We start from the raw sequence: 17,593 nt of genomic DNA, 5'->3' as shown, positions 1-17,593 counted from the left end.
CCGACTCCGTCAGGACTCCTCGAACTGTTTCAGGTCCGGGTGGTCGGCGACGGCCGAGGGGAGGACGCCCGTCTCGGCGACGTGGTCGGCGACCCGGTCCCGGAACGCAACCCACGCTTTGTGTCGGCGGAGTATCACCACCGGAACCCTATCGACGCCCAGCACCTTCGCTATCGACAGCCGGTTGCGGCCGTCCGCGAACAGCAACTCGCCGTCGCGGCCGATGTCTATCGCCATCTCGTCGTTGATGAGGCGGTCGTAGACGGAGCGCCGTCGCGAGCCGACCGGGTCGTCGTAGGCGCTATCGGCCGCCAACTCCCGCTGGGTTCGAAAGCCATCGGCCGCGATACGCTCGTACAGCCGGTCGAGGTTCCGGAGACGGCGCTCCAGCGCCGCCCGCGAGTCACACCCCCACGGCTGTTCGCCGCGGCGTATCTCCCCGAGCACGCGGTCGAAAAACGCCGTCTCCGACCACTCGAGGTCCCGCTGGAAGTGCGCTTCGAACGCTCGGTAGACGTCGGTGTCGACGAATCGGCGTCCGCTTCGGTCCCAGTCGCCGTCCATCACCGAACCGGCCCATCGGAACCGCGGCAAGTCGGGCGGTTCGGTGACGTACTCGATTCGGTCGGGGTCGACCCAGGCGATGCGGTAGGGGTCTATCGGCGCCGTGTGGCGTCGGCCGTGACGCCACTGCGCATAGCGGAGCCACAGGTGAGCATAGCGGCCGCGGAGTTCCGCCAGCGGGCCATCGAGCCACGGCATAGCTGCGGCGAGCCGTCGACCGGTGCCCCGAACGACCGAATCGAGCATCGAGAGGGCGCCCGCGGGCGCCTCACGACCAGCCATCGGCCACCTCATTCCGTCGCGAAACGCTGTCGCTCGCCGCCGTCGTCCCGTATCGACTGCCGGTACTCGGACCCGAGCGAACCATTCTGCCGTACGGACTCGACCCGTGTGTTTCGTTATTTTACCCCTACACCCATGGGAAAGCGTATCTTACCCACGGACATCGGGCGGCACCTGGTGGAAACGCAGCAGCAGCCGTGACGGCGACCCGTTCCGATTAGTGCGGTCATACCTCTGAACGCTGGTGTGGACGGTTACCTGTGTTTATATTGGTCGCCGGTAAGTGTTCCAATCGAGCCAACGGGTGGACGACGCGGGGAACGGGATAGGGGATGTGGTTCGGTGCCACTAACCGCGAGATGGTCGTGTCACCGCCGTGGTGGACGGCCGCGATAGCGACTGCAGGCGGTGAGCGAGCGTCCTCGACGTGCCACTTACGGCGACCGAAAGGGGAGAACCATGTCACAAGCTCAAACCACACCACAAACGCAGGTCGAACCGGCACCCGAGACAGCGGACGACGACAACGAGGCCGTCTCGTCCGTTCCGCTCGACGTCGTCTTCGGGCTGTTGAAAAACGAGCGGCGCCGGCTCGTCTTGAAGTTCCTGGATGAATCGGACGGTGGGACGTCACTCAGCGACCTCGCCGAACACATCGCGGCGGTGGAGAACGATAAGGCAGTGTCGGCGCTGAGTTCCCAGGAGCGAAAGCGCGTCTACATCGGGCTCTATCAGTGTCACCTCCCGCAGATGGCCGACAGCGGCGCCATCGAGTTCGACAAGAATCGGGGAACCGTCGGGGACGGACCCAACATCGACCAGTTCCTCGAGTACCTCGAGCAGCCCGAACCGACCCGCTCGCGGTGGAGTCGCTACTACCTCGGCCACACCGTCGTCAGCCTCACGCTCGTCGTCGGTGCGCTGGTGGTGTACGAGGCTCTCGCGACGGCGTTTTTCGCCCTCTCGATGCTCGGCTTTGCGGCGCTGGCGGTTCTGCACACCTCCCACGCGCGGGACTGAACTCCGACGAATCGTCAGCACGTTCGGTCGTATCGTCCTCACGCTGTGGGGCGGTTTTCTCTGTGTGGATAGTTACCGCTTACTTGTATTCGCCGCCGACTCTCCGGGGCATAACAAAGCGATTGGCTCCACCCAGAGTGGGTAACCGGCGCCGGCAGTTCGGCAACCCGGGACCCAGATATGTACCGACGCTACACGACAGATTCGACAGGCGACCGTCCGACAACTACCGCCGCGATTCGGGGGGAGTGCTGACGATGTGCGGCATCACTGCATACGTCGGGTCCGACGACGCCGTCGACGACCTGCTGACGACGCTCACGAACCTCGAATACCGGGGGTACGACTCCGCTGGCGTCGCGCTACTCGACGGGAACAACCTCGACGTTCGGAAACGAGAGGGGGAGACCGACCGACTGAAAGAGGCCGTCTCCGAGCACCCACCGAGTGGCCCCATCGGCATCGGACACACCCGCTGGAGCACTCACGGCCCGCCCTCGGACGCCAACGCACACCCCCACACCGACTGCCGCGGGCGCGTCGCCGTCGTCCACAACGGCATCATCGAGAACTACGAGACGCTACGGGACGACCTCCGCACACGCGGCCACGAGTTCACCAGCGACACCGACAGCGAAGTCGTCCCGCACCTCATCTCGGAGCGACTGGCTGCCGGAAGCGACCCCGAGACCGCGTTTCGGGAGAGCATCGCACAGCTGGAGGGGAGTTACGCCATCGCCGCACTCGTCCGCGGTGAAGACGCCGTCTTCGCGACCCGGAGCGGTTCGCCGCTCGTCGTCGGACTGGGCGAGACGACCAACTACCTCGCCAGCGACGTGCCCGCGTTCCTCGAGTTCACCGACCGCGTCGTCCACCTCGATGACGGCGATTTCGCCGTCGTTCGGCCCGACGACGTCCGCCTGACGGACGTCGACGGACACGCCGTCCACCGGGCGCCGGACACCGTCGAGTGGACCGACGGTGACGCCGACAAGAGCGGCTACAACCACTACATGCACAAGGAGATACACGAACAGCCGGTCGCGCTCAGACAGACCGTCCGAGGGCGGACCGACCCGACGGGCGACGGCGTCGTCTTCGAGGAGTTCCCACCCGGCTCCTTCGAGGACGTTCGCGAGGTCGTGTTCGTCGCCTGCGGCACGTCGTATCACGCCGCCCTGTACGGACAGGCGATGCTCCGAAGTCGAGGGGTTCCGGCGACGGCGGCGCTGGCGAGCGAGTTCGCCACCGAACCACACCCCGTCGACGAGGGAACGCTCGTCGTCGCGGTCACCCAAAGCGGTGAAACCGCCGACACACTGGCGGCGATGCGAGCGGTGGCCGACACGCCCGCACGGACGCTCGCGGTCACGAACGTCGTCGGGTCGACGGCGGCCCGGGAGGCCGACGACGCGCTGTTCATCCGGGCGGGTCCCGAAATCGGCGTCGCGGCGACGAAGACGTTCTCCTCACAGGTCGCTACCCTCGGGTTGCTCGCCGAACGACTGCGACTCGACGACGACCCCGACGCGACGCCGGACGAGGCGTTCCTCACCGGGTTGCAAGCGATTCCGGAGGCTCTCGAATCGATACTCGGCGACCACCACGCCGAACGAGTCGCCAACGCCTACGGCGCCAAGGAGTCGTACTTCTTCATCGGTCGCGGCGTGGGGTTCCCCGTCTCGCTCGAAGGCGCGTTGAAGTTCAAGGAGATAACGTACGAACACGCCGAGGGGTTCGCCGCCGGCGAACTGAAACACGGGCCGTTGGCGCTGGTGACCGACGATTCGGTCGTGACGGCGGTGTTCACCGGCCACAACGACGAGAAGACGCTGCACAACGTCCGTGAGGTCCAGAGCCGCGGGGCGCCCGTCGTCGCTATCGCCCCGGAGTCGGCGACGGAGGTGAGACGGGCTGCCGACGAGACCATCGAAATCCCCGACGCACACCCCGAACTCTCCGGGCTGCTCTCGAACGTGGTGTTACAGCTGTTTTCGTATCACGCCGCCGAGCTCCGAGGCCGCCCGATAGACAAACCCCGGAACCTCGCGAAGAGCGTCACCGTGGAGTAAGCGGTGCCGAACCGACGTGTTCCGGCGATTTTAGCGACACCTGCGTCTGCGGCGAACGCGGAGTATCCTCCGGATAGCGGCGACGAACCGGCCGTTCCGCTCGGCATTACAAAGTGGTAGTGTAGGTAGCAATTGGCATGGACTCCCTACAGGAGGACCAAACCAACTGGTCGTGTGAACGGTGTGGAACATCGGTGTCGGCACGGTTCGTTCGCGTGTTCGGACGGGGGCGCTCCGTCTACGGCTGTACACAGTGTCTCCCCTCGAAGGCGCTGTATGCGGGGGCAGCCGCCCGTTCCGGCGAGTGACGCCTCGGAGTATGTCACTCGAATCGTCACAAAATACTATACCATAGGAAAACAATCGACGCATGGCGCGTCGAAGTGTGGTTTCGACCACCCGACGTGACGCGCCGAACCGCCACGTTCGTGGCGGTCCCACCCACCCCAACCGTTTCGTCCGCGAGCGCTCGAGGTGTTATCGCCGCTCGGCAGTCAGGAGTTGCCAGCCCGCGAGCACTGCGTACACCGAAAGGGACAGCGCAAACAGGACGGGCAAGAACGACTCGAACCACACGAACCCCACCAACAGCGCGACGATGCTGAGCGCCGTGTGAATCACGTACGCGACGGGCAGCCTCGCCGATTCGGGCTCCGATGGCTGTGAGAGATGGGCGTAGACGCGGTCGGCGTTCGGGCCGACCGAGACCGTCCCGTCGTCGAGAGAGACCACACCGACCTCTTCCATCCGCGGGAGGTGTGCCTGATAGAGGCTGACGTAGACGCGCTTTCGCTCCTGGGAACTCAGCGCCGACACCGCCTTGTCGTTCTCCACCGCCGCGATGTGTTCGGCGAGGTCGTTGATATTCGACTCCCCGCCGGAGGCCTCGAGTTGCCGCAGCACGTGTCGACGCCGTGAGGAGCTGAGAACGTCGAAGACGACGTCGAGTGAGTTCCCTTCGTTCGACGTTTCACTCCCGGTCGTGCCGCTTTCTCCACCCCCGCTATTCCCCCGAGTGTTCGATTTCGCGCTATAGGTCACGACCAACCGTGTGATGTCCATATCCATCCACCCTACGTCACCGTCGCCACGAACAAGCAATAATCTCCACCTTCGATGTCGAAGGGGGAAGGTCCCCCCCCCCCCTACTCGGCCCGGAGCGACGTTTACTCGACCGGCGAGACCGTGACCGAGCCCTCGCCATCGACGGTGATATCCAGGCCGTCGTAAACGAACGAGACCCGGAGTTGGTCGTCGGCCTCCGGGACGAACAGCGTATCGAGAGCGTCGGTGTTGATTGCGTCGTTCAAAAGCGGGAGCTTCGTCGGTTCGCTATCGGTGACGGTCGCGACGGCCTCGACGACCGCGAGACTCGGGGGGCGCTCTGAGGACCATTCGGTCCGGAACATACGAACACCTTCGGAATCGACGACGTGGCCGGGTTCGTCCCCGAGGGGACCAGACATATCCGCTAAATCGACACCACCCCATATTAACGTTTGGAGAGTATTTTCCGTTCGACACAATCCCCTCGCTCGCGGTTGCGACATGAGCGAACCGGACGGAATCAACTCGCCGTGTCGGAGATAACCACTCGTTATAACGAGCCAGTAGTTGCCGGTTAACAATACTCGATGGACGGGTACTGGAGACGATGTCATTCCGGTTGTCGAAGGAACGACGCGTGGGGGAACGCCGAGCGACCGAGTTACGGCGAGGGGGGGACTGCGGGCCGAGTGCACCCCGACATCCGGAGGGGGCGGTAGGACCGATGCCTCATCACGAACAGCCCGACCACCGCCCACGTCGGACCGGAGCCGAGGAGTCCGGCGACGACGAGAGCGCACGCGCGGAGGGGCCGGTGACCCGGCCAGCGGGTCCGACGAGCGACGACGACCACGACGCCCCGACGTTCGAGGACAGCGCGTGTGACCTCCGAGCGGAAAACCGGCGGCTCGAACGGCTCGTTCGCACGTTCGGCCACGACCTCCGGGGGCAGTTGATGGTCGCGAGCGGCCACCTCGAGTTGGCCAGAGAAGAGACGGATGCCACCGACCACCTCGACGCCATCGACCGCGCCCACGACCGCATCGAGGCGCTCGTAGAGGACGTATCGGCTCTCGTTGACGACGGGGGCGTCGTCGGCGAGCGCGAACCCCTCGTCTTGGAGCGGCTCGTCGAGGACTGCTGGGCGGCCGTCGAGACGACCGGAGCGACGGTGGTCGTCGACGCCGACAGGGCGGTTCGAGCCGACGCCTCCCGGCTGTCGCAGGTGTTCGAGAACCTGTTTCGAAATGCCGTCGAGCACGGCGCACCGAGCAGTCGGACCCTGACCGACGACGCCGAAACGACGGCGCTGACGGTCACCGTCGGACTCCTCCCGAACGAGACGGGAGTCTTCGTCGAAGACGACGGCCCGGGAATCCCCGCGGAACGACGCGAGGACGTGTTCGAGGCGGGGGTTTCGACGGACGAGGGCGGCACCGGACTCGGCCTTGCCATCGTTCGAGACGTCGTCGGCGCCCACGGGTGGGACATCGAGGTGACCGAAGGAAGCGACGGCGGCGCCCGATTCGAAATCACGGGCGTCGAACTCCGGCCGCCGGACGCCTGAGCCGTTCCCGCCGACGTGTACACGTAACCGACAATCGTTCCGGAGCAATCACAGCCAACCGTAGCCATCCCGACAGAACACTCACCCCACTTCCAACGGAAATTACTGATGCGAGCGGGCCACCGAGAACCGAATCCCAGTGGAGCGGCGGTTGTCGCCGGACGCACGCTATCCAACAATGTCATCAGAGTGGGACGAAATCGGCTACGTCATCAGCTCGAAGTACCGCGTCGCGGTGCTCCGACAGTTGGCGTCCGAGCCATCGACGCCGACGACCATCGCCGAGGAGTCCGGACTCGGCATCACACACATCTCGCGTGCCCTGCGGCGGCTCCGGGAGCGGGAGATGGTCGAATTGCTCGTGCCAGAGGCCCGACAGAAGGGCCGCCTGTACGCGCTGACCGAACTCGGCGAAGCGGTGTGGAAGCGCATCGTCACGGCCGATTTACTGCCGTAGTGGGTTCCTAATCGGGGTACGGTTCCTATTACAATGCCGCCGCAGGGCCTTCGCCCGGTAGATGCACCGTCGAACGATGCTCCGAACCGCAGCCGCGGGTCTCCTCGCGGGACTCGCCGGCTGCGGGGAGCGAACCGAAACGCCAACCGCGACCCCCGAGGGCGGACCGTCACCACCGACGACCACCCCCTCGGAGTACGAAACCGTCGTCGACCTCGTCGAGGAGGGTGCCGACCCGAACGGCGAGCGGTCGATACGGCCGCTCCTGGAGGAGTACACCGACGACGACACGCTGTTGTATCTCAGAGAGGGTCGCTTCCTGCTCAGCGGCATCTGGAACATCGAAGGAATCTCGAATCTCGCACTCGTCGGCGACCACGCGACGCTCGTTCCCGCGGAGGGCGACGATACGGTACAGATAAACGCCATCGACAGCCGTGATATCGCCGTCGAGGGGCTTCACTTCGACTACACGAATCCCGAGGTCGACGGCCGGGCGCTCCAGTTGAAAGTGTCCGACGGGCTCCTCGTGTCGAACATCTCGGTGGCCGGACAAATCGACCGCGGAGGCGGCCCCGTCCGCGTCGACGTGACCGACCCCGACGGGAAAGGGGTCGTCGAGCGCGTCAGCATCCCGGACGGCTCCGGCGAGTCGCGCGTGACGGGCATGTACGTGGGCGACGACAACCACGGCGAAATCGTCTTTCGGGACTGCCACGTCGAGGGGTTCTCCGACAACGGCCTGTACGCCGACCCCCCCTGCCGGGCGAATCGTCGTCGAGGGAGGCTACTACGCGAACTGCGGCATCTCGAACGTCCGAATCAAGAGCGGGTCGGTCGTCCGCGGCGCCCACATCCGGTGTGACGAACCGCACCCGGAGTTCGAGAACATGCGCGGCATCCGGGTCACCGACTACGAACCGCGTCCCGACGCAGAACCCTCGCTCGTCGAGGATTGCCGCGTCGAGTTGTTAGACGTTACACACAGCGACGGCGCAATCGTCCTCTCCTCGAAGCTCGCACGGTTGACCGTCCGGAACTCCCGGATTCGCGTCAACGCCGACGGCATCAACGCCATTCGGGCGAAGGTGCCCGACCCGACGGTCGCCGAGGGGTCGACGCCACCTCGGCTCGACTGTGACAACGTCACCGTGACCGGCAGCGCGGCGAACGACTCGGCCATCCGAATCGACGAACGTCACGGCTGTGTCCTCGATGGGCTGTACGTCCACCAGCCCGGAGAGGACCGCGACGGCATCGAATTCCGCCGGTCGACCGACAACGTCGTCACGAACAGCGTTCTCGACGTCACGGGGCAGGCCGTGCGGCTCGTCAACTCGACCGCCAACGTGGACGCCTCCGTCTCGACGAACCGCAGAGACGGCCTCCAACGGTGGTAAGGACCACCTACTGAGCGTTATACAGAGCATGACATTGTCTATCACAGCATCCGTCTCGGTAGTCCGCGCATACCACCGTTAGTAGCCGTTTACCCTGAGTTAACGTCGCGAGCAGTTGTTCTATACGTAACCATAGCAAAATTACATCCATCGACGAGGAATCACTAGTAATCCACAACAAACAGCTAGCTAAGCGCTTCTATCCGGGCATTACACTCTTGTAGATAATACCTGCCTACTCGGATATGGCAGAACGCCAGCAGAGCGGTGACGGAAGCGGTGATGGATTCGACCGACGAACGTATCTCAAACTGGCCAGCTCCGCGGCAGCGGTCGCAGCGACCGGCTTTGCGGGCTCGGCTGTCGCACTCCCCAGCGAGTACGACCCGGATACCGTCGTCGATTTGGGCGAAGAGGGGCTTACTAACGGTGACGTAATCGACCCCTACCTCGAGGAGTTCTTCGACAACAACGTCGAAGTCCGCATCCCCGAAGGCGAGTACGACTGGGAGGGGGACGGCTTCCACCGCAACGCCGAGTACAACGCGGGCGTCATCGGCGAGGGCGAGGTCATCCTCAACGCGACCGCCGGCGAGTTCAACAACAACATCCTCGCTTCCGGCGGTACCGTCGTCGTCAAGAACCTCACCGTCCGCGGGAAAGTCACCGAATCCCGGATTCGCCTCGAGTGCGAGTCGGACGGCCACATCGTCGTCGACAACTGGAACTTCCCGGACGGCTCCGAGACCGACGACCGCTCGCGTGCGTTCTACTCCCCGCGGGAGCACGCCGGCGTCGTCGAGATTCACAACTGCTACATCAGCGAGTTCTCCGACAACGGCATCTACGCGAGTTCACCGGGGTACGAAGAAGGCGGCGAAGACGGCCAGATAATCATCGACGGCTGTGTCACGCACAACGTCAACATCGCGGGCATCCGCGTCGGGTCGACGAACTCCATCGTCCGCGACTGTGTCGTCATCAACGACGCGAAGTCGCCGGACACCGGCTTTGCACACAACCAGCGCGGTATCTGGGTTCGCGGCTCCGGCGACGACATCGTCATCGAGAACTGCGACGTGGTCCACTCTTGGGACGGCGCGACGGCCCCAATCAACTTCGCTATGGAGGGCACCGAAAGCAGCGGCCACATCGAGAACGTCCGCGTCTACAACAACGCCAGCCACGACGCCATCCGGAACGTCCCCGACTCCTGGTCGGGCAACAACATCGACGTGACCGGCGACGGCAACCTCACGGTGCCCGGCTGGTTCACCGACGTGTGTCAGGGCTCCGACTGTGTCTCCGCCTCCACCGACACGAGCACCGACACCTCGGACACGACCACCGAGACGACGACCTCGGACACTACCGAGGACACGAGTACGACGACGAGAACGGAAATAGCGCTTCGCACCACGGACTCCGGCGGCATCGAGTACGAGTTCACGACGACGGGCGAAGTCACACCGCTGTACAACCGGGACAGTTTCCCCGCGAACAGCGACACCGACGGCGCCGAACAGAACGACGACGGGACGTGGACCGGCTTCGGCGCTACCTCCGGCGGCATCTCCGAGAGCGGCGACTCCTTCCGCTTCGAGGGTGACCTGCTGGATTACTCCGTCAGCGGCGACGTCGATTCGCTGACCCTCTACGCCGACGGCGAGGCCGTCGACTTCGAGAGCCTCGTCGTCGAGGAAGACAGCAGTACCGACGGCTCCACCGACACCACGGACTCCACCGACGGGTCGACCGACGGCTCCACCGACACCACGGACTCCACCGACGACACGACCGAAGATTCCAGCACGACCGAGACCCTGCCGAACCGCGTCATCGTCGACGGGACGAACACCGACACCGTCGCGAGTTACGAGCTGTCGGTATCCGGCGACATCGAGGCCGACGCCTCGCTCAGCTCGACGCTGGACGGCGGTACCAAATGGGACGACCTCGAAGACGAGGTCGGCGACGGAACCGTCACCGGCGTCGTCGGGAAGGGCATGGACGGCTTCCGCTACTCAGGGGAACTCACCTCCGTGACCGTCGAGGGCGCGGTCGCCATCACCGTCGAGAGCAGCGACCTGTAACGATGGACCACGAACTGCCACCGTGGCTCGACGAACCGAACGACGACATCGAAGAGTGGGAGGTCGTCACGACCGACCGCTGCGGTGCGAGCCACGTCGTATTCCTCTCGCCACGAGAGGCCGACCGGGACCGCGAGACGTTCATCGTCGCAGAGAGCAGCGCCGTCTCCGACCTCCTCGAACACCGGTGACGGTCGGCTAGCCTCGCCCTACCCGGGCGACGGCGGCGAAATCCGTTCATAACAAAGGGCAAAACGGGCCGACGTTCCGGCAGTTCGGCCGACCGATTCGGCCGGGACGTTAAACGGATGAACACGACTACTTCCCCAACAGTTCGGTACAGAGCCGCACTTACACTCGGCTTTCTGTGTGTCACGGCCGCCCTCGTCGCCGGCTACCGGAACCCGGCGACCGGGTACGAACTATCCGTGTACGCCGCGGCGCCGACGACCTTCTGGGTCGGTGTCGGAGCAGCACTTCTCTTGGCCGTCGCCGTCGTGGTGTCGATTCCCGACGACGACGTGCTGTCCAACGCCGGTCTCGCTCTCGCGGCGACGGCCGTCCTCGCCGTCGTCGGACTGCCCGTCCTTCGGGGGTACGCCTTCCACGGCGGCGGCGACTCGCTGACGCATCTCGGCTGGGCCAGAGAGATACACAGCGGCGTATTGCGCCCCGACGAGCTGCTGTATCCGGCGATTCACATCATCGGGAACTTCCTCTTCGAGCTAGGCGGCGTCGAACTGACGCGGGGACTCGTCGTCCTCCCTGCGGTCGTCTTCCCGGCGGTTTCGGTCGTCTTCTTCGGCCTCTGTCTGCGCGCCATCTCCGACAGCCGCTGGGCGTTCCCGGTCGGCGTCCTCGTCGGTTTGCTGTTCATCCCCATCAACCTCGTGAGCGTCCACGTGTTGGCCCACCCCTCGAGTCAGGCCATCCTCTTTGCGCCCGTGGTGTTGTTCCTGCTGTTTCGACACCTCACGTCGGTGTCGAAGCGGTTCGTCCTTCTGACGCCCTTCGGGGCGCTTCTGGGCATCGCGACCGTCGGGATGGTGCTCGTCCACCCACAGGAGACACTGGGCGTCCTTCTGTTGTTGTTCGCAATCGTCATCACGCAGGCGCTCGCCCGCCGGTACGCGCCGACCAACCCACTCGCCGTCTACAGCGGCGTCGGCGTCCACGCCGCGCTGTTGTCGGTGGTGTTGGTCGCCTGGATTGCCGTCCACGAGCGGGCGTCCAGTCGGGCCGTGTTCATCGTCGAGAGCCTCCTGGCCGGCGGTGAGACGCTCACCGAGACGACCAGTGCGGGCACCTCGGTCGCCGCCCTGGGCGGCAGTTTCGAACTACTGTTCCTCAAACTGTTCGCCGGAACTATCGTGGTCGGGCTGCTCGCGTTGGTCGCCACCTACGGCGCATTCCGGCGGCGGTTCCGTGAACTGACGCCGACCGACCCCGTCGTCGGCTACCTCACCGCCGCGCTCGTCCCGCTCGGTGTCGGCTTCCTCGTCATTTTCTTCGCTGCACAGGGCGACCACTACTTCCGGATACTCGGGTTCATCACGGTGCCGGTGGCGCTCGTCGGTGGCCTCGGCCTGACCCGAATCGTCTCCAACGCCGAAAAACGGCTCACTCGACAGCATCTCTCGGCCGCCCTCGGGGCGTTCTTCGTCGCCGTACTCCTCGTACAACTCGTCACCGTACACGCCAGCCCGTACGTGTTCAAGGCCAACCAACAGGTGACCGACCAGTCCCTGGAGGGCCACGACGTGACCTTCGAGTACCACGACGGCGAGACCCCGCTACTCGGAACCCGGCTTGGCTCCTGGCGCTACATAGAGGCACACTACGGCTTCACCGCTGCCCGCGGCGACCTCGATTTCCCGGGCTTTCGGACCGGCATCCCCGGGCCAGTGTTCAACGACAACCTGACGACGTTCTACGAGACGGATAGGTACATCGCCGTCACGGAGAGCGACCGCGTCGCCGAGGTCGAGTTGTACGACGGATTCCGCTACAGCGAAACCGGCTTCGAACGGCTCGACCGCTCCAGTCGCATCCATCGACTCCAGGACAACGGCGAGTACCAGCTCTATCGGCTGGACCCGGCCGACTGATGGAGCTCGCCGAACGCATCTCCCGCGGCGTGAAGGCGACGTTCGGGGCCAACGTCCTCGACGTCGTCGCCAACGCTGCCCTCATCGTCATCCTCGCGCGATACCTGCTGACGCCCGAAGAGTACGGACTGCTGTACTTCGCGCTGTCGGTGTTCGGCACCGTCGGTATCCTCGGCACGCTCGGGCTTCCTTCCTCGGCGGCCCGCTACGTGACCGAGTTCGCCGAATCCGCGCCCGGACAGGTCCCCCACGTCATGCGAGTGACGTTCGGGGTCCTGCTCGGACTCTCGGTGGTCGTCGGCACGGCCGTCACCCTCGGTGGACCGTGGCTGGCAACGATTCTCGGCGACGCCGCGTTGGCGCCGCTGTTGCTTCTCGGCGTCGGGTACGTCGTCGGTGAATCCCTCCGACAGTACCTCACGGCGATGTTTCAGGGGCTCAATCGAGTGTCATGGAGTGCGGTCGTCAGGTCGGTACAGGCGGTCGGCCGCGTCGGTTTCGCCGTCGGGTTCGTCCTGTTGGGGTTCGGCGTCGTCGGCGCCCTCGCCGGCTTCGTCGCCGCGAGCCTCGCGTCGGTCGTCGTCGGAGGCATCGTCTTCGTCCGGTACTACCGCTCGTTCCCGACCGTCGACCGCGAGGAGGGCATCGTCCGCCGCCTGCTGGAGTACAGTATCCCGCTGACTGCGACCCGGAGTGCGAGCGTCATCGACGGGAAAGTCGACACCATCCTCGTCGGCGTGCTGTTGAACGTGACCGCCGTCGGCTACTACACCATCGCCAAACAAATCGCGCAGGTGTGTGTCACCCCCGCCAGTTCGCTGGGGTTCACCATCTCGCCGGCCGTCGGCGAACAGAAGGCCGGCAACCGCGCCGACCGCGCCGCCCGGCTGTACGAGCAGGCCCTCGAGTACGTGCTGTTGCTGTACGTCCCTGCCGTCGTCGGTCTCGTGTTGGTCGCCGAGCCGATGGTCCGCTACGTTTTCGGGTCGGAGTACCTCGGCGCCGTCATCGTCGTCCAGTTGCTGAGCGTCTACGTGTTGGCGATGGCCGTCGTGAAAATCACGAGCGACGGCCTCGACTTCCTCGGGCGCGCCCGCGACCGCGCGGTCGTCAAGGTCATCATGGCGCTGTCGAACGTCGTGTTGAACCTGCTTCTGATACCCGTCTTCGGCGTCGCCGGGGCGGCGCTGGCGACGGTCGTCACCTTCAGCGGCTACACGCTCGCGAACGTCTACATCATCAGCCTCGAACTCCCAATCGAGTTCGCCGGCATCGCCCGCTCGCTCGTCGGCGTCACCGCCGTCTCGCTCGTGATGGGGGGCGGCGGTGGCGCTTCTGGTGCCGCACGTCACCGGCCTGCCGACACTTCTCGGGGTCGTGGCCGTCGGCGCGGCCATCTGGCTCGCCGGCGTCGCTGGCGGCGGACTGCTCGACGTCCGGCGGGCCGTCTCGTATCTCACCTGAACGGGACCGCACGGCAGTCAGGACGAGCATAACGAAACGGGTCGGCGCGGAACGCCCGACAGAGATGGACGTTCCCCCCGACACCGACATCGTCTACGCGAGCTGTACCGAACCGGGTCACGCCGTCCTCGAATCGCTGCTCGAAGCCGACGCCCCGGTCACCGAAGTCGTCACCCTCACCCCGGAGATGGCCGACCGCCATGGCGTCGTCAAGTACGCCGAGTTCGACCCCCTCGCCGCCGACTACGGGATTCCCGTCTACCACCCCGAGACGTACTCGATGACCGACGCCGACCGCGAGCACTTCGCGGCACTCGACGGTGACCTGCTCGTCGTCAACGGCTGGCAACGGCTCGTTCCGGAAGGCGTCCTGCGGACGTTCACCCACGGCGCCCTCGGCAACCACGGTAGCGCGATGGGACTGCCGAAGGGCCGGGGGCGCTCGCCGCTGAACTGGTCGCTGATTCAGGGGTACGACCGGTTTCTGCTGTCGGTCATCCAACTCGAACCCGGCGTCGACGACGGCGCCGTCGTCACCACCCGGAAGTTCGACCTCACCGACCACGACACCATCGAGACGCTGTACTACAAGGTGAGCGTCCTGCTGAAGGAGATGCTGCCGACGGCAATCGAGACTGTCGTCAACGGAACGGAACTCGAAGAACAGCCCGGGGAGCCGACGTACTACCCGAAGCGGACGCCCGACGACGGCGAGGTTCACTGGGGCGACAGCACCCGCGACATCTACAATCTCGTGCGTGCGGTGACCGACCCCTACCCCGGCGCGTTCACGTTCGACGGCGACACCCGCATCGACGTCTGGGAGGTGGTGCCGTTCTCGACGGACCTCGGCTGGGAGGCGATGCCGGGGCGAATCCTCGAGGCGTTCTGGACCGGCGACTTCGCCGTCGCGACCGCCGACGGGAGCGTCCTCGTCACCGACTGGGAGACCGAGGGGTCCTGGGAGCCCGAACCCGGCGTCGAACTCGACTCGCCGGGCGAACACGACCGCGTCGACGGCTACGACCAGCGACACAACCTCTCGTCGGGTGGTGGCGATGCGTAACGAGCCGATGCCGTCGACGCCCGAGGCCTACCGGGCGTTTCTGGACGGCTTTCTGGACGAGGGGTACACGTTCCACGGCTTCGAACCGCTTTCCGAGCGGGCCGTCGTCGTCCGACATGACATCGACCTCTCGCCGACCGCCGCGCTCGCGATGGCCGAAATCGAAGCCGACCTCGGTATCGAGACGACGTACTGTTTCATGCTGACGACGCCGGCGTACTCCCTCCGGAACAACGTCGACCTGCTCGACGAGATTCTCGCGCTGGGCCACGACATCGCGGTGCACTTCGACACCCACCACTACTGGGACGACGACCCGGGAATCGGCGTCGTCGAGTCCGCGGTTCGTATCGAGTGTGAGACGCTCGGCCGCCTCACGAACGCGACCGTCGATACGGTCTCCTTCCACATGCCGCCGGAGTGGGTCCTCGGGCGGCAATACGGGGGCTTCGAGAACACCTACCAGCCGCGGTTCTTCGGCGACATCGACTACATCTCCGACTCCAGACAGAAGTGGCGCGACCAGTCCCCATTCGACGGTCCCATCCCCGAGCAGGTGCAGATACTCGTCCATCCGGGGCTGTGGACGCCCGAGAACCGCGATATGGATTCCATCGTTCGGGAGATACGCGCCGAGCGGCTCGAAGAAATCGACCGATACGCCGCGGCGTACTGACGGGGCGACCCTTCTCAGTCCGACCGCCCGTTCAGGGGGCGGTTGAGCACCATATCCAGCACCATTCCGCCGAGGAGTGCGACGACCCCGACGAGCGTGAGTCCGGAGCGTCGTCGGAGGACGGCGCCGACGAGTCCGGCGACCGCACCGGCGGCGCCACCGACGAACAGCCCCGTCCGGAGTTGTTCGCTGGGTGAATCGCGTTTCGTCGCCAGCCGCCAGACGAACATCCGGAGCAACATCAGCGACACCCGCGGGATGTACTCGGCGTAGCTGATGGTGCTCGTCTCGTCGCCGTAGGACAGCGGTGCGGGCACGTCTACGACGGTCTGTCCCGCGGCGCTGAGTCTGACCAACAGGTCGTTGCAGTAGCCGTAGAACTCGTACATCGCCTCGATGTCGATGGCCTCGAGTGCCGACCGCGAGATGACGGTGTATCCCATCTGCGGGTCGCCGACGTGCCAGTAGCCGGTGGCGACTTTCGTCAGATACGTCAACACGACGTTGCCGACGTAGCGGAAGGGTGGCATCTCGGCGTGGTCGGACTCCCGTATCAGCCGGTTGCCCTTCGCGTAGTCGGCGCGGCCGTCGACGACCGGTTCGACGATGCGCACTAACTCCTCGGGGTCCATCTGGCCGTCCCCACCCATCACCGCGATTACGTCGATGTCGTCCTCCAGGGCGCGGAGATACCCCGTCTTGATGGCGCCGCCGACGCCCCGGTTTTCCTCGTGGCGTATCGGGACGACGAAGGACGCCTCACCCTCACGGCGATGTTCGGTTCGGCGTTTCGCCCGCTGTATCTCCGCCCACGTCTCGTCCGTCGAGCGGTCGTCGATGGCGTAGGCGCGGTCGACGAACGCCGGGAGCGTCTCGAGGACCTCCCCGACGAACCCCGCTTCGTTGTACGCTGGAACGACGACGCCGATGGAGCTGTTTTCGTACATGATTTCCGGCCGAACCACTCGTGGGTTCGTTGTGCCGAAAAGCCACGACGAGCGTATTGTTATGGGCTGGCTGACTGCTAACCTCGACATCTCGCTCGGAGCCATGGTGGCTAGGCGGTGGATACCGACGGCGATGTTCGGTAAGCCGTGACAACCGCCCGAAGTCGTCGAGCAAAACCGTCCCGTCGCTGGAGGGCGTTTGTCACCGACTACCGACCGTCGAAAGACCGGTAGTCGGTGACCAACTCATCGCCGGAATTCCGAACGTTCGTGAACGCTCGATACGTATTTGAGGTATCCCATCCACCAACCAAATATGAGTAAGTGGCTAACAGATGACGACCGGAAACGAATCAAGGATTTCGCCGATCTCCCGGCGTACATGCGGTCGCCGGAGATGCTCGTTCCCGCCGACGAGGCCGACGAGTAGCCGCTTACGGCCTGCTCCGTGACGATTCTTTCGGAAGTTGCGCCCGGAGAGCGCCGGGCAGGCCGGATTTCGAACGATGCTGTCCCACAGCCACGGCGGGCCGTCTCAATCCACCAGTTCTCGGTTCTGAATCTCCGTCCAGAGCCGCTCGCCCCGTTCGGTAATCCCGTAGACACGGCCCTTCCGTCGGTCCTCGTCGACGAGTAGCTCGACGAGGTCCCGCTCCCGGAGCTGTTTGAGCGCGTGCGACACCGAGGCGATGGAGATGTCCTCGTCCTCGGAGATCTTCGACGGCGTCGCCGGCCCCTCCACGAGGCGCTTGAGGACGCGAATCCGGTACTTCGAGCTGATGATGAACCCGATTTCGTCCCAGTCGTCGGTCATCGAATCACACCCCGGG

17 protein-coding genes are annotated in these 17,593 nt (G+C 65.1%); 12 read left to right on the top strand and 5 right to left on the bottom strand.

Annotated features, from left to right (window positions below):
• Positions 1-9: 9 nt before the first annotated feature.
• Positions 10-846: a hypothetical protein gene (locus GJ631_RS06760; protein WP_156708426.1), complete on the bottom strand. Its 837-nt coding sequence runs from the start codon at positions 844-846 to the stop codon at positions 10-12.
• 459 nt (positions 847-1,305) lie between these two features.
• Between GJ631_RS06760 and GJ631_RS06755 the strand changes: the two genes are divergently transcribed.
• Both GJ631_RS06755 and glmS read left to right on the top strand, forming a co-directional pair.
• A complete protein-coding gene (locus GJ631_RS06755; RefSeq protein ID WP_156708425.1) occupies positions 1,306-1,866 on the top strand; it encodes a hypothetical protein in 561 nt (186 codons plus the stop codon).
• A gap of 257 nt (positions 1,867-2,123) precedes the next feature.
• Positions 2,124-3,938, top strand: a complete 1,815-nt coding sequence (gene glmS / locus GJ631_RS06750; RefSeq protein ID WP_156708424.1) for a glutamine--fructose-6-phosphate transaminase (isomerizing) — start codon at positions 2,124-2,126, stop codon at positions 3,936-3,938.
• 477 nt (positions 3,939-4,415) lie between these two features.
• Here glmS and GJ631_RS06745 read toward each other — a convergent pair whose 3' ends face one another.
• Together GJ631_RS06745 and GJ631_RS06740 are read right to left on the bottom strand one after the other, a co-directional pair.
• Positions 4,416-4,841, bottom strand: coding sequence for a hypothetical protein (locus tag GJ631_RS06745; RefSeq protein WP_156708423.1), 426 nt, complete (start codon positions 4,839-4,841; stop codon positions 4,416-4,418).
• A 263-nt stretch (positions 4,842-5,104) separates the two neighbouring features.
• Positions 5,105-5,404, bottom strand: coding sequence for a HalOD1 output domain-containing protein (locus tag GJ631_RS06740; RefSeq protein ID WP_197424877.1), 300 nt, complete (start codon positions 5,402-5,404; stop codon positions 5,105-5,107).
• A 305-nt stretch (positions 5,405-5,709) separates the two neighbouring features.
• Between GJ631_RS06740 and GJ631_RS06735 the strand changes: the two genes are divergently transcribed.
• From GJ631_RS06735 to GJ631_RS06690, 10 genes are all read left to right on the top strand, one after another.
• Positions 5,710-6,552, top strand: coding sequence for a HAMP domain-containing sensor histidine kinase (locus GJ631_RS06735; protein WP_231753911.1), 843 nt, complete (start codon positions 5,710-5,712; stop codon positions 6,550-6,552).
• Positions 6,553-6,730: 178 nt separating this feature from the next.
• A complete protein-coding gene (locus GJ631_RS06730) occupies positions 6,731-7,009 on the top strand; it encodes an ArsR family transcriptional regulator (RefSeq protein ID WP_156708421.1) in 279 nt (92 codons plus the stop codon).
• A 76-nt stretch (positions 7,010-7,085) separates the two neighbouring features.
• Positions 7,086-7,874 (top strand): hypothetical protein, encoded by a 789-nt coding sequence (locus GJ631_RS06725; RefSeq protein WP_156708420.1) that lies wholly within the window; start codon positions 7,086-7,088, stop codon positions 7,872-7,874.
• Between the two features lie 25 nt (positions 7,875-7,899).
• Positions 7,900-8,409 (top strand): hypothetical protein, encoded by a 510-nt coding sequence (locus tag GJ631_RS06720; RefSeq protein ID WP_156708419.1) that lies wholly within the window; start codon positions 7,900-7,902, stop codon positions 8,407-8,409.
• Between the two features lie 245 nt (positions 8,410-8,654).
• Positions 8,655-10,502: a right-handed parallel beta-helix repeat-containing protein gene (locus tag GJ631_RS06715; protein WP_156708418.1), complete on the top strand. Its 1,848-nt coding sequence runs from the start codon at positions 8,655-8,657 to the stop codon at positions 10,500-10,502.
• Positions 10,503-10,504: 2 nt separating this feature from the next.
• Positions 10,505-10,693, top strand: a complete 189-nt coding sequence (locus GJ631_RS06710) for a hypothetical protein (protein WP_156708417.1) — start codon at positions 10,505-10,507, stop codon at positions 10,691-10,693.
• 117 nt (positions 10,694-10,810) lie between these two features.
• Positions 10,811-12,610, top strand: a complete 1,800-nt coding sequence (locus tag GJ631_RS06705) for a hypothetical protein (RefSeq protein WP_156708416.1) — start codon at positions 10,811-10,813, stop codon at positions 12,608-12,610.
• The gene (locus GJ631_RS06700; RefSeq protein ID WP_156708415.1) at positions 12,610-14,106 is read left to right on the top strand and encodes a flippase; all 1,497 of its coding nucleotides are present in this window, start codon (positions 12,610-12,612) and stop codon (positions 14,104-14,106) included. The genes GJ631_RS06705 and GJ631_RS06700 overlap by 1 nt, the downstream gene beginning before the upstream one ends.
• A gap of 32 nt (positions 14,107-14,138) precedes the next feature.
• The gene (locus GJ631_RS06695) at positions 14,139-15,140 is read left to right on the top strand and encodes a methionyl-tRNA formyltransferase (protein WP_156708414.1); all 1,002 of its coding nucleotides are present in this window, start codon (positions 14,139-14,141) and stop codon (positions 15,138-15,140) included.
• Positions 15,133-15,816 (top strand): hypothetical protein, encoded by a 684-nt coding sequence (locus GJ631_RS06690; RefSeq protein ID WP_156708413.1) that lies wholly within the window; start codon positions 15,133-15,135, stop codon positions 15,814-15,816. The genes GJ631_RS06695 and GJ631_RS06690 overlap by 8 nt, the downstream gene beginning before the upstream one ends.
• A 14-nt stretch (positions 15,817-15,830) precedes the next feature.
• Here GJ631_RS06690 and GJ631_RS06685 read toward each other — a convergent pair whose 3' ends face one another.
• Together GJ631_RS06685 and GJ631_RS06680 are read right to left on the bottom strand one after the other, a co-directional pair.
• Positions 15,831-16,763, bottom strand: a complete 933-nt coding sequence (locus GJ631_RS06685; RefSeq protein ID WP_156708412.1) for a glycosyltransferase family 2 protein — start codon at positions 16,761-16,763, stop codon at positions 15,831-15,833.
• Positions 16,764-17,298: 535 nt separating this feature from the next.
• The gene (locus GJ631_RS06680) at positions 17,299-17,577 is read right to left on the bottom strand and encodes a helix-turn-helix transcriptional regulator (RefSeq protein ID WP_156708411.1); all 279 of its coding nucleotides are present in this window, start codon (positions 17,575-17,577) and stop codon (positions 17,299-17,301) included.
• Positions 17,578-17,593 lie beyond the last annotated feature (16 nt).

It is taken from the genome of Natronomonas sp. CBA1123 (assembly GCF_009741925.1).
Taxonomy (GTDB): Archaea; Halobacteriota; Halobacteria; order Halobacteriales; family Haloarculaceae; genus Natronomonas.
The sequence above is the reverse complement of the archived record's forward strand: the minus strand, read 5'-3'. Positions and strand labels throughout refer to the sequence as shown.

What these genes read in the sequence shown, in the direction of transcription:
- GJ631_RS06700 (WP_156708415.1), top strand. Translation starts at nt 12,610, where the DNA reads ATGGAGCTCGCCGAACGCATCTCCCGCGGCGTGAAGGCGACGTTCGGG.
- GJ631_RS06680 (WP_156708411.1), bottom strand. Translation starts at nt 17,577, where the DNA reads ATGACCGACGACTGGGACGAAATCGGGTTCATCATCAGCTCGAAGTAC.
- GJ631_RS06740 (WP_197424877.1), bottom strand. Translation starts at nt 5,404, where the DNA reads ATGTCTGGTCCCCTCGGGGACGAACCCGGCCACGTCGTCGATTCCGAA.
- GJ631_RS06725 (WP_156708420.1), top strand. Translation starts at nt 7,086, where the DNA reads ATGCTCCGAACCGCAGCCGCGGGTCTCCTCGCGGGACTCGCCGGCTGC.
- GJ631_RS06690 (WP_156708413.1), top strand. Translation starts at nt 15,133, where the DNA reads ATGCGTAACGAGCCGATGCCGTCGACGCCCGAGGCCTACCGGGCGTTT.
- glmS (WP_156708424.1), top strand. Translation starts at nt 2,124, where the DNA reads ATGTGCGGCATCACTGCATACGTCGGGTCCGACGACGCCGTCGACGAC.
- GJ631_RS06695 (WP_156708414.1), top strand. Translation starts at nt 14,139, where the DNA reads ATGGACGTTCCCCCCGACACCGACATCGTCTACGCGAGCTGTACCGAA.
- GJ631_RS06720 (WP_156708419.1), top strand. Translation starts at nt 7,900, where the DNA reads ATGCGCGGCATCCGGGTCACCGACTACGAACCGCGTCCCGACGCAGAA.
- GJ631_RS06685 (WP_156708412.1), bottom strand. Translation starts at nt 16,763, where the DNA reads ATGTACGAAAACAGCTCCATCGGCGTCGTCGTTCCAGCGTACAACGAA.
- GJ631_RS06710 (WP_156708417.1), top strand. Translation starts at nt 10,505, where the DNA reads ATGGACCACGAACTGCCACCGTGGCTCGACGAACCGAACGACGACATC.
- GJ631_RS06760 (WP_156708426.1), bottom strand. Translation starts at nt 846, where the DNA reads ATGGCTGGTCGTGAGGCGCCCGCGGGCGCCCTCTCGATGCTCGATTCG.
- GJ631_RS06715 (WP_156708418.1), top strand. Translation starts at nt 8,655, where the DNA reads ATGGCAGAACGCCAGCAGAGCGGTGACGGAAGCGGTGATGGATTCGAC.
- GJ631_RS06730 (WP_156708421.1), top strand. Translation starts at nt 6,731, where the DNA reads ATGTCATCAGAGTGGGACGAAATCGGCTACGTCATCAGCTCGAAGTAC.
- GJ631_RS06755 (WP_156708425.1), top strand. Translation starts at nt 1,306, where the DNA reads ATGTCACAAGCTCAAACCACACCACAAACGCAGGTCGAACCGGCACCC.
- GJ631_RS06705 (WP_156708416.1), top strand. Translation starts at nt 10,811, where the DNA reads ATGAACACGACTACTTCCCCAACAGTTCGGTACAGAGCCGCACTTACA.
- GJ631_RS06735 (WP_231753911.1), top strand. Translation starts at nt 5,710, where the DNA reads ATGCCTCATCACGAACAGCCCGACCACCGCCCACGTCGGACCGGAGCC.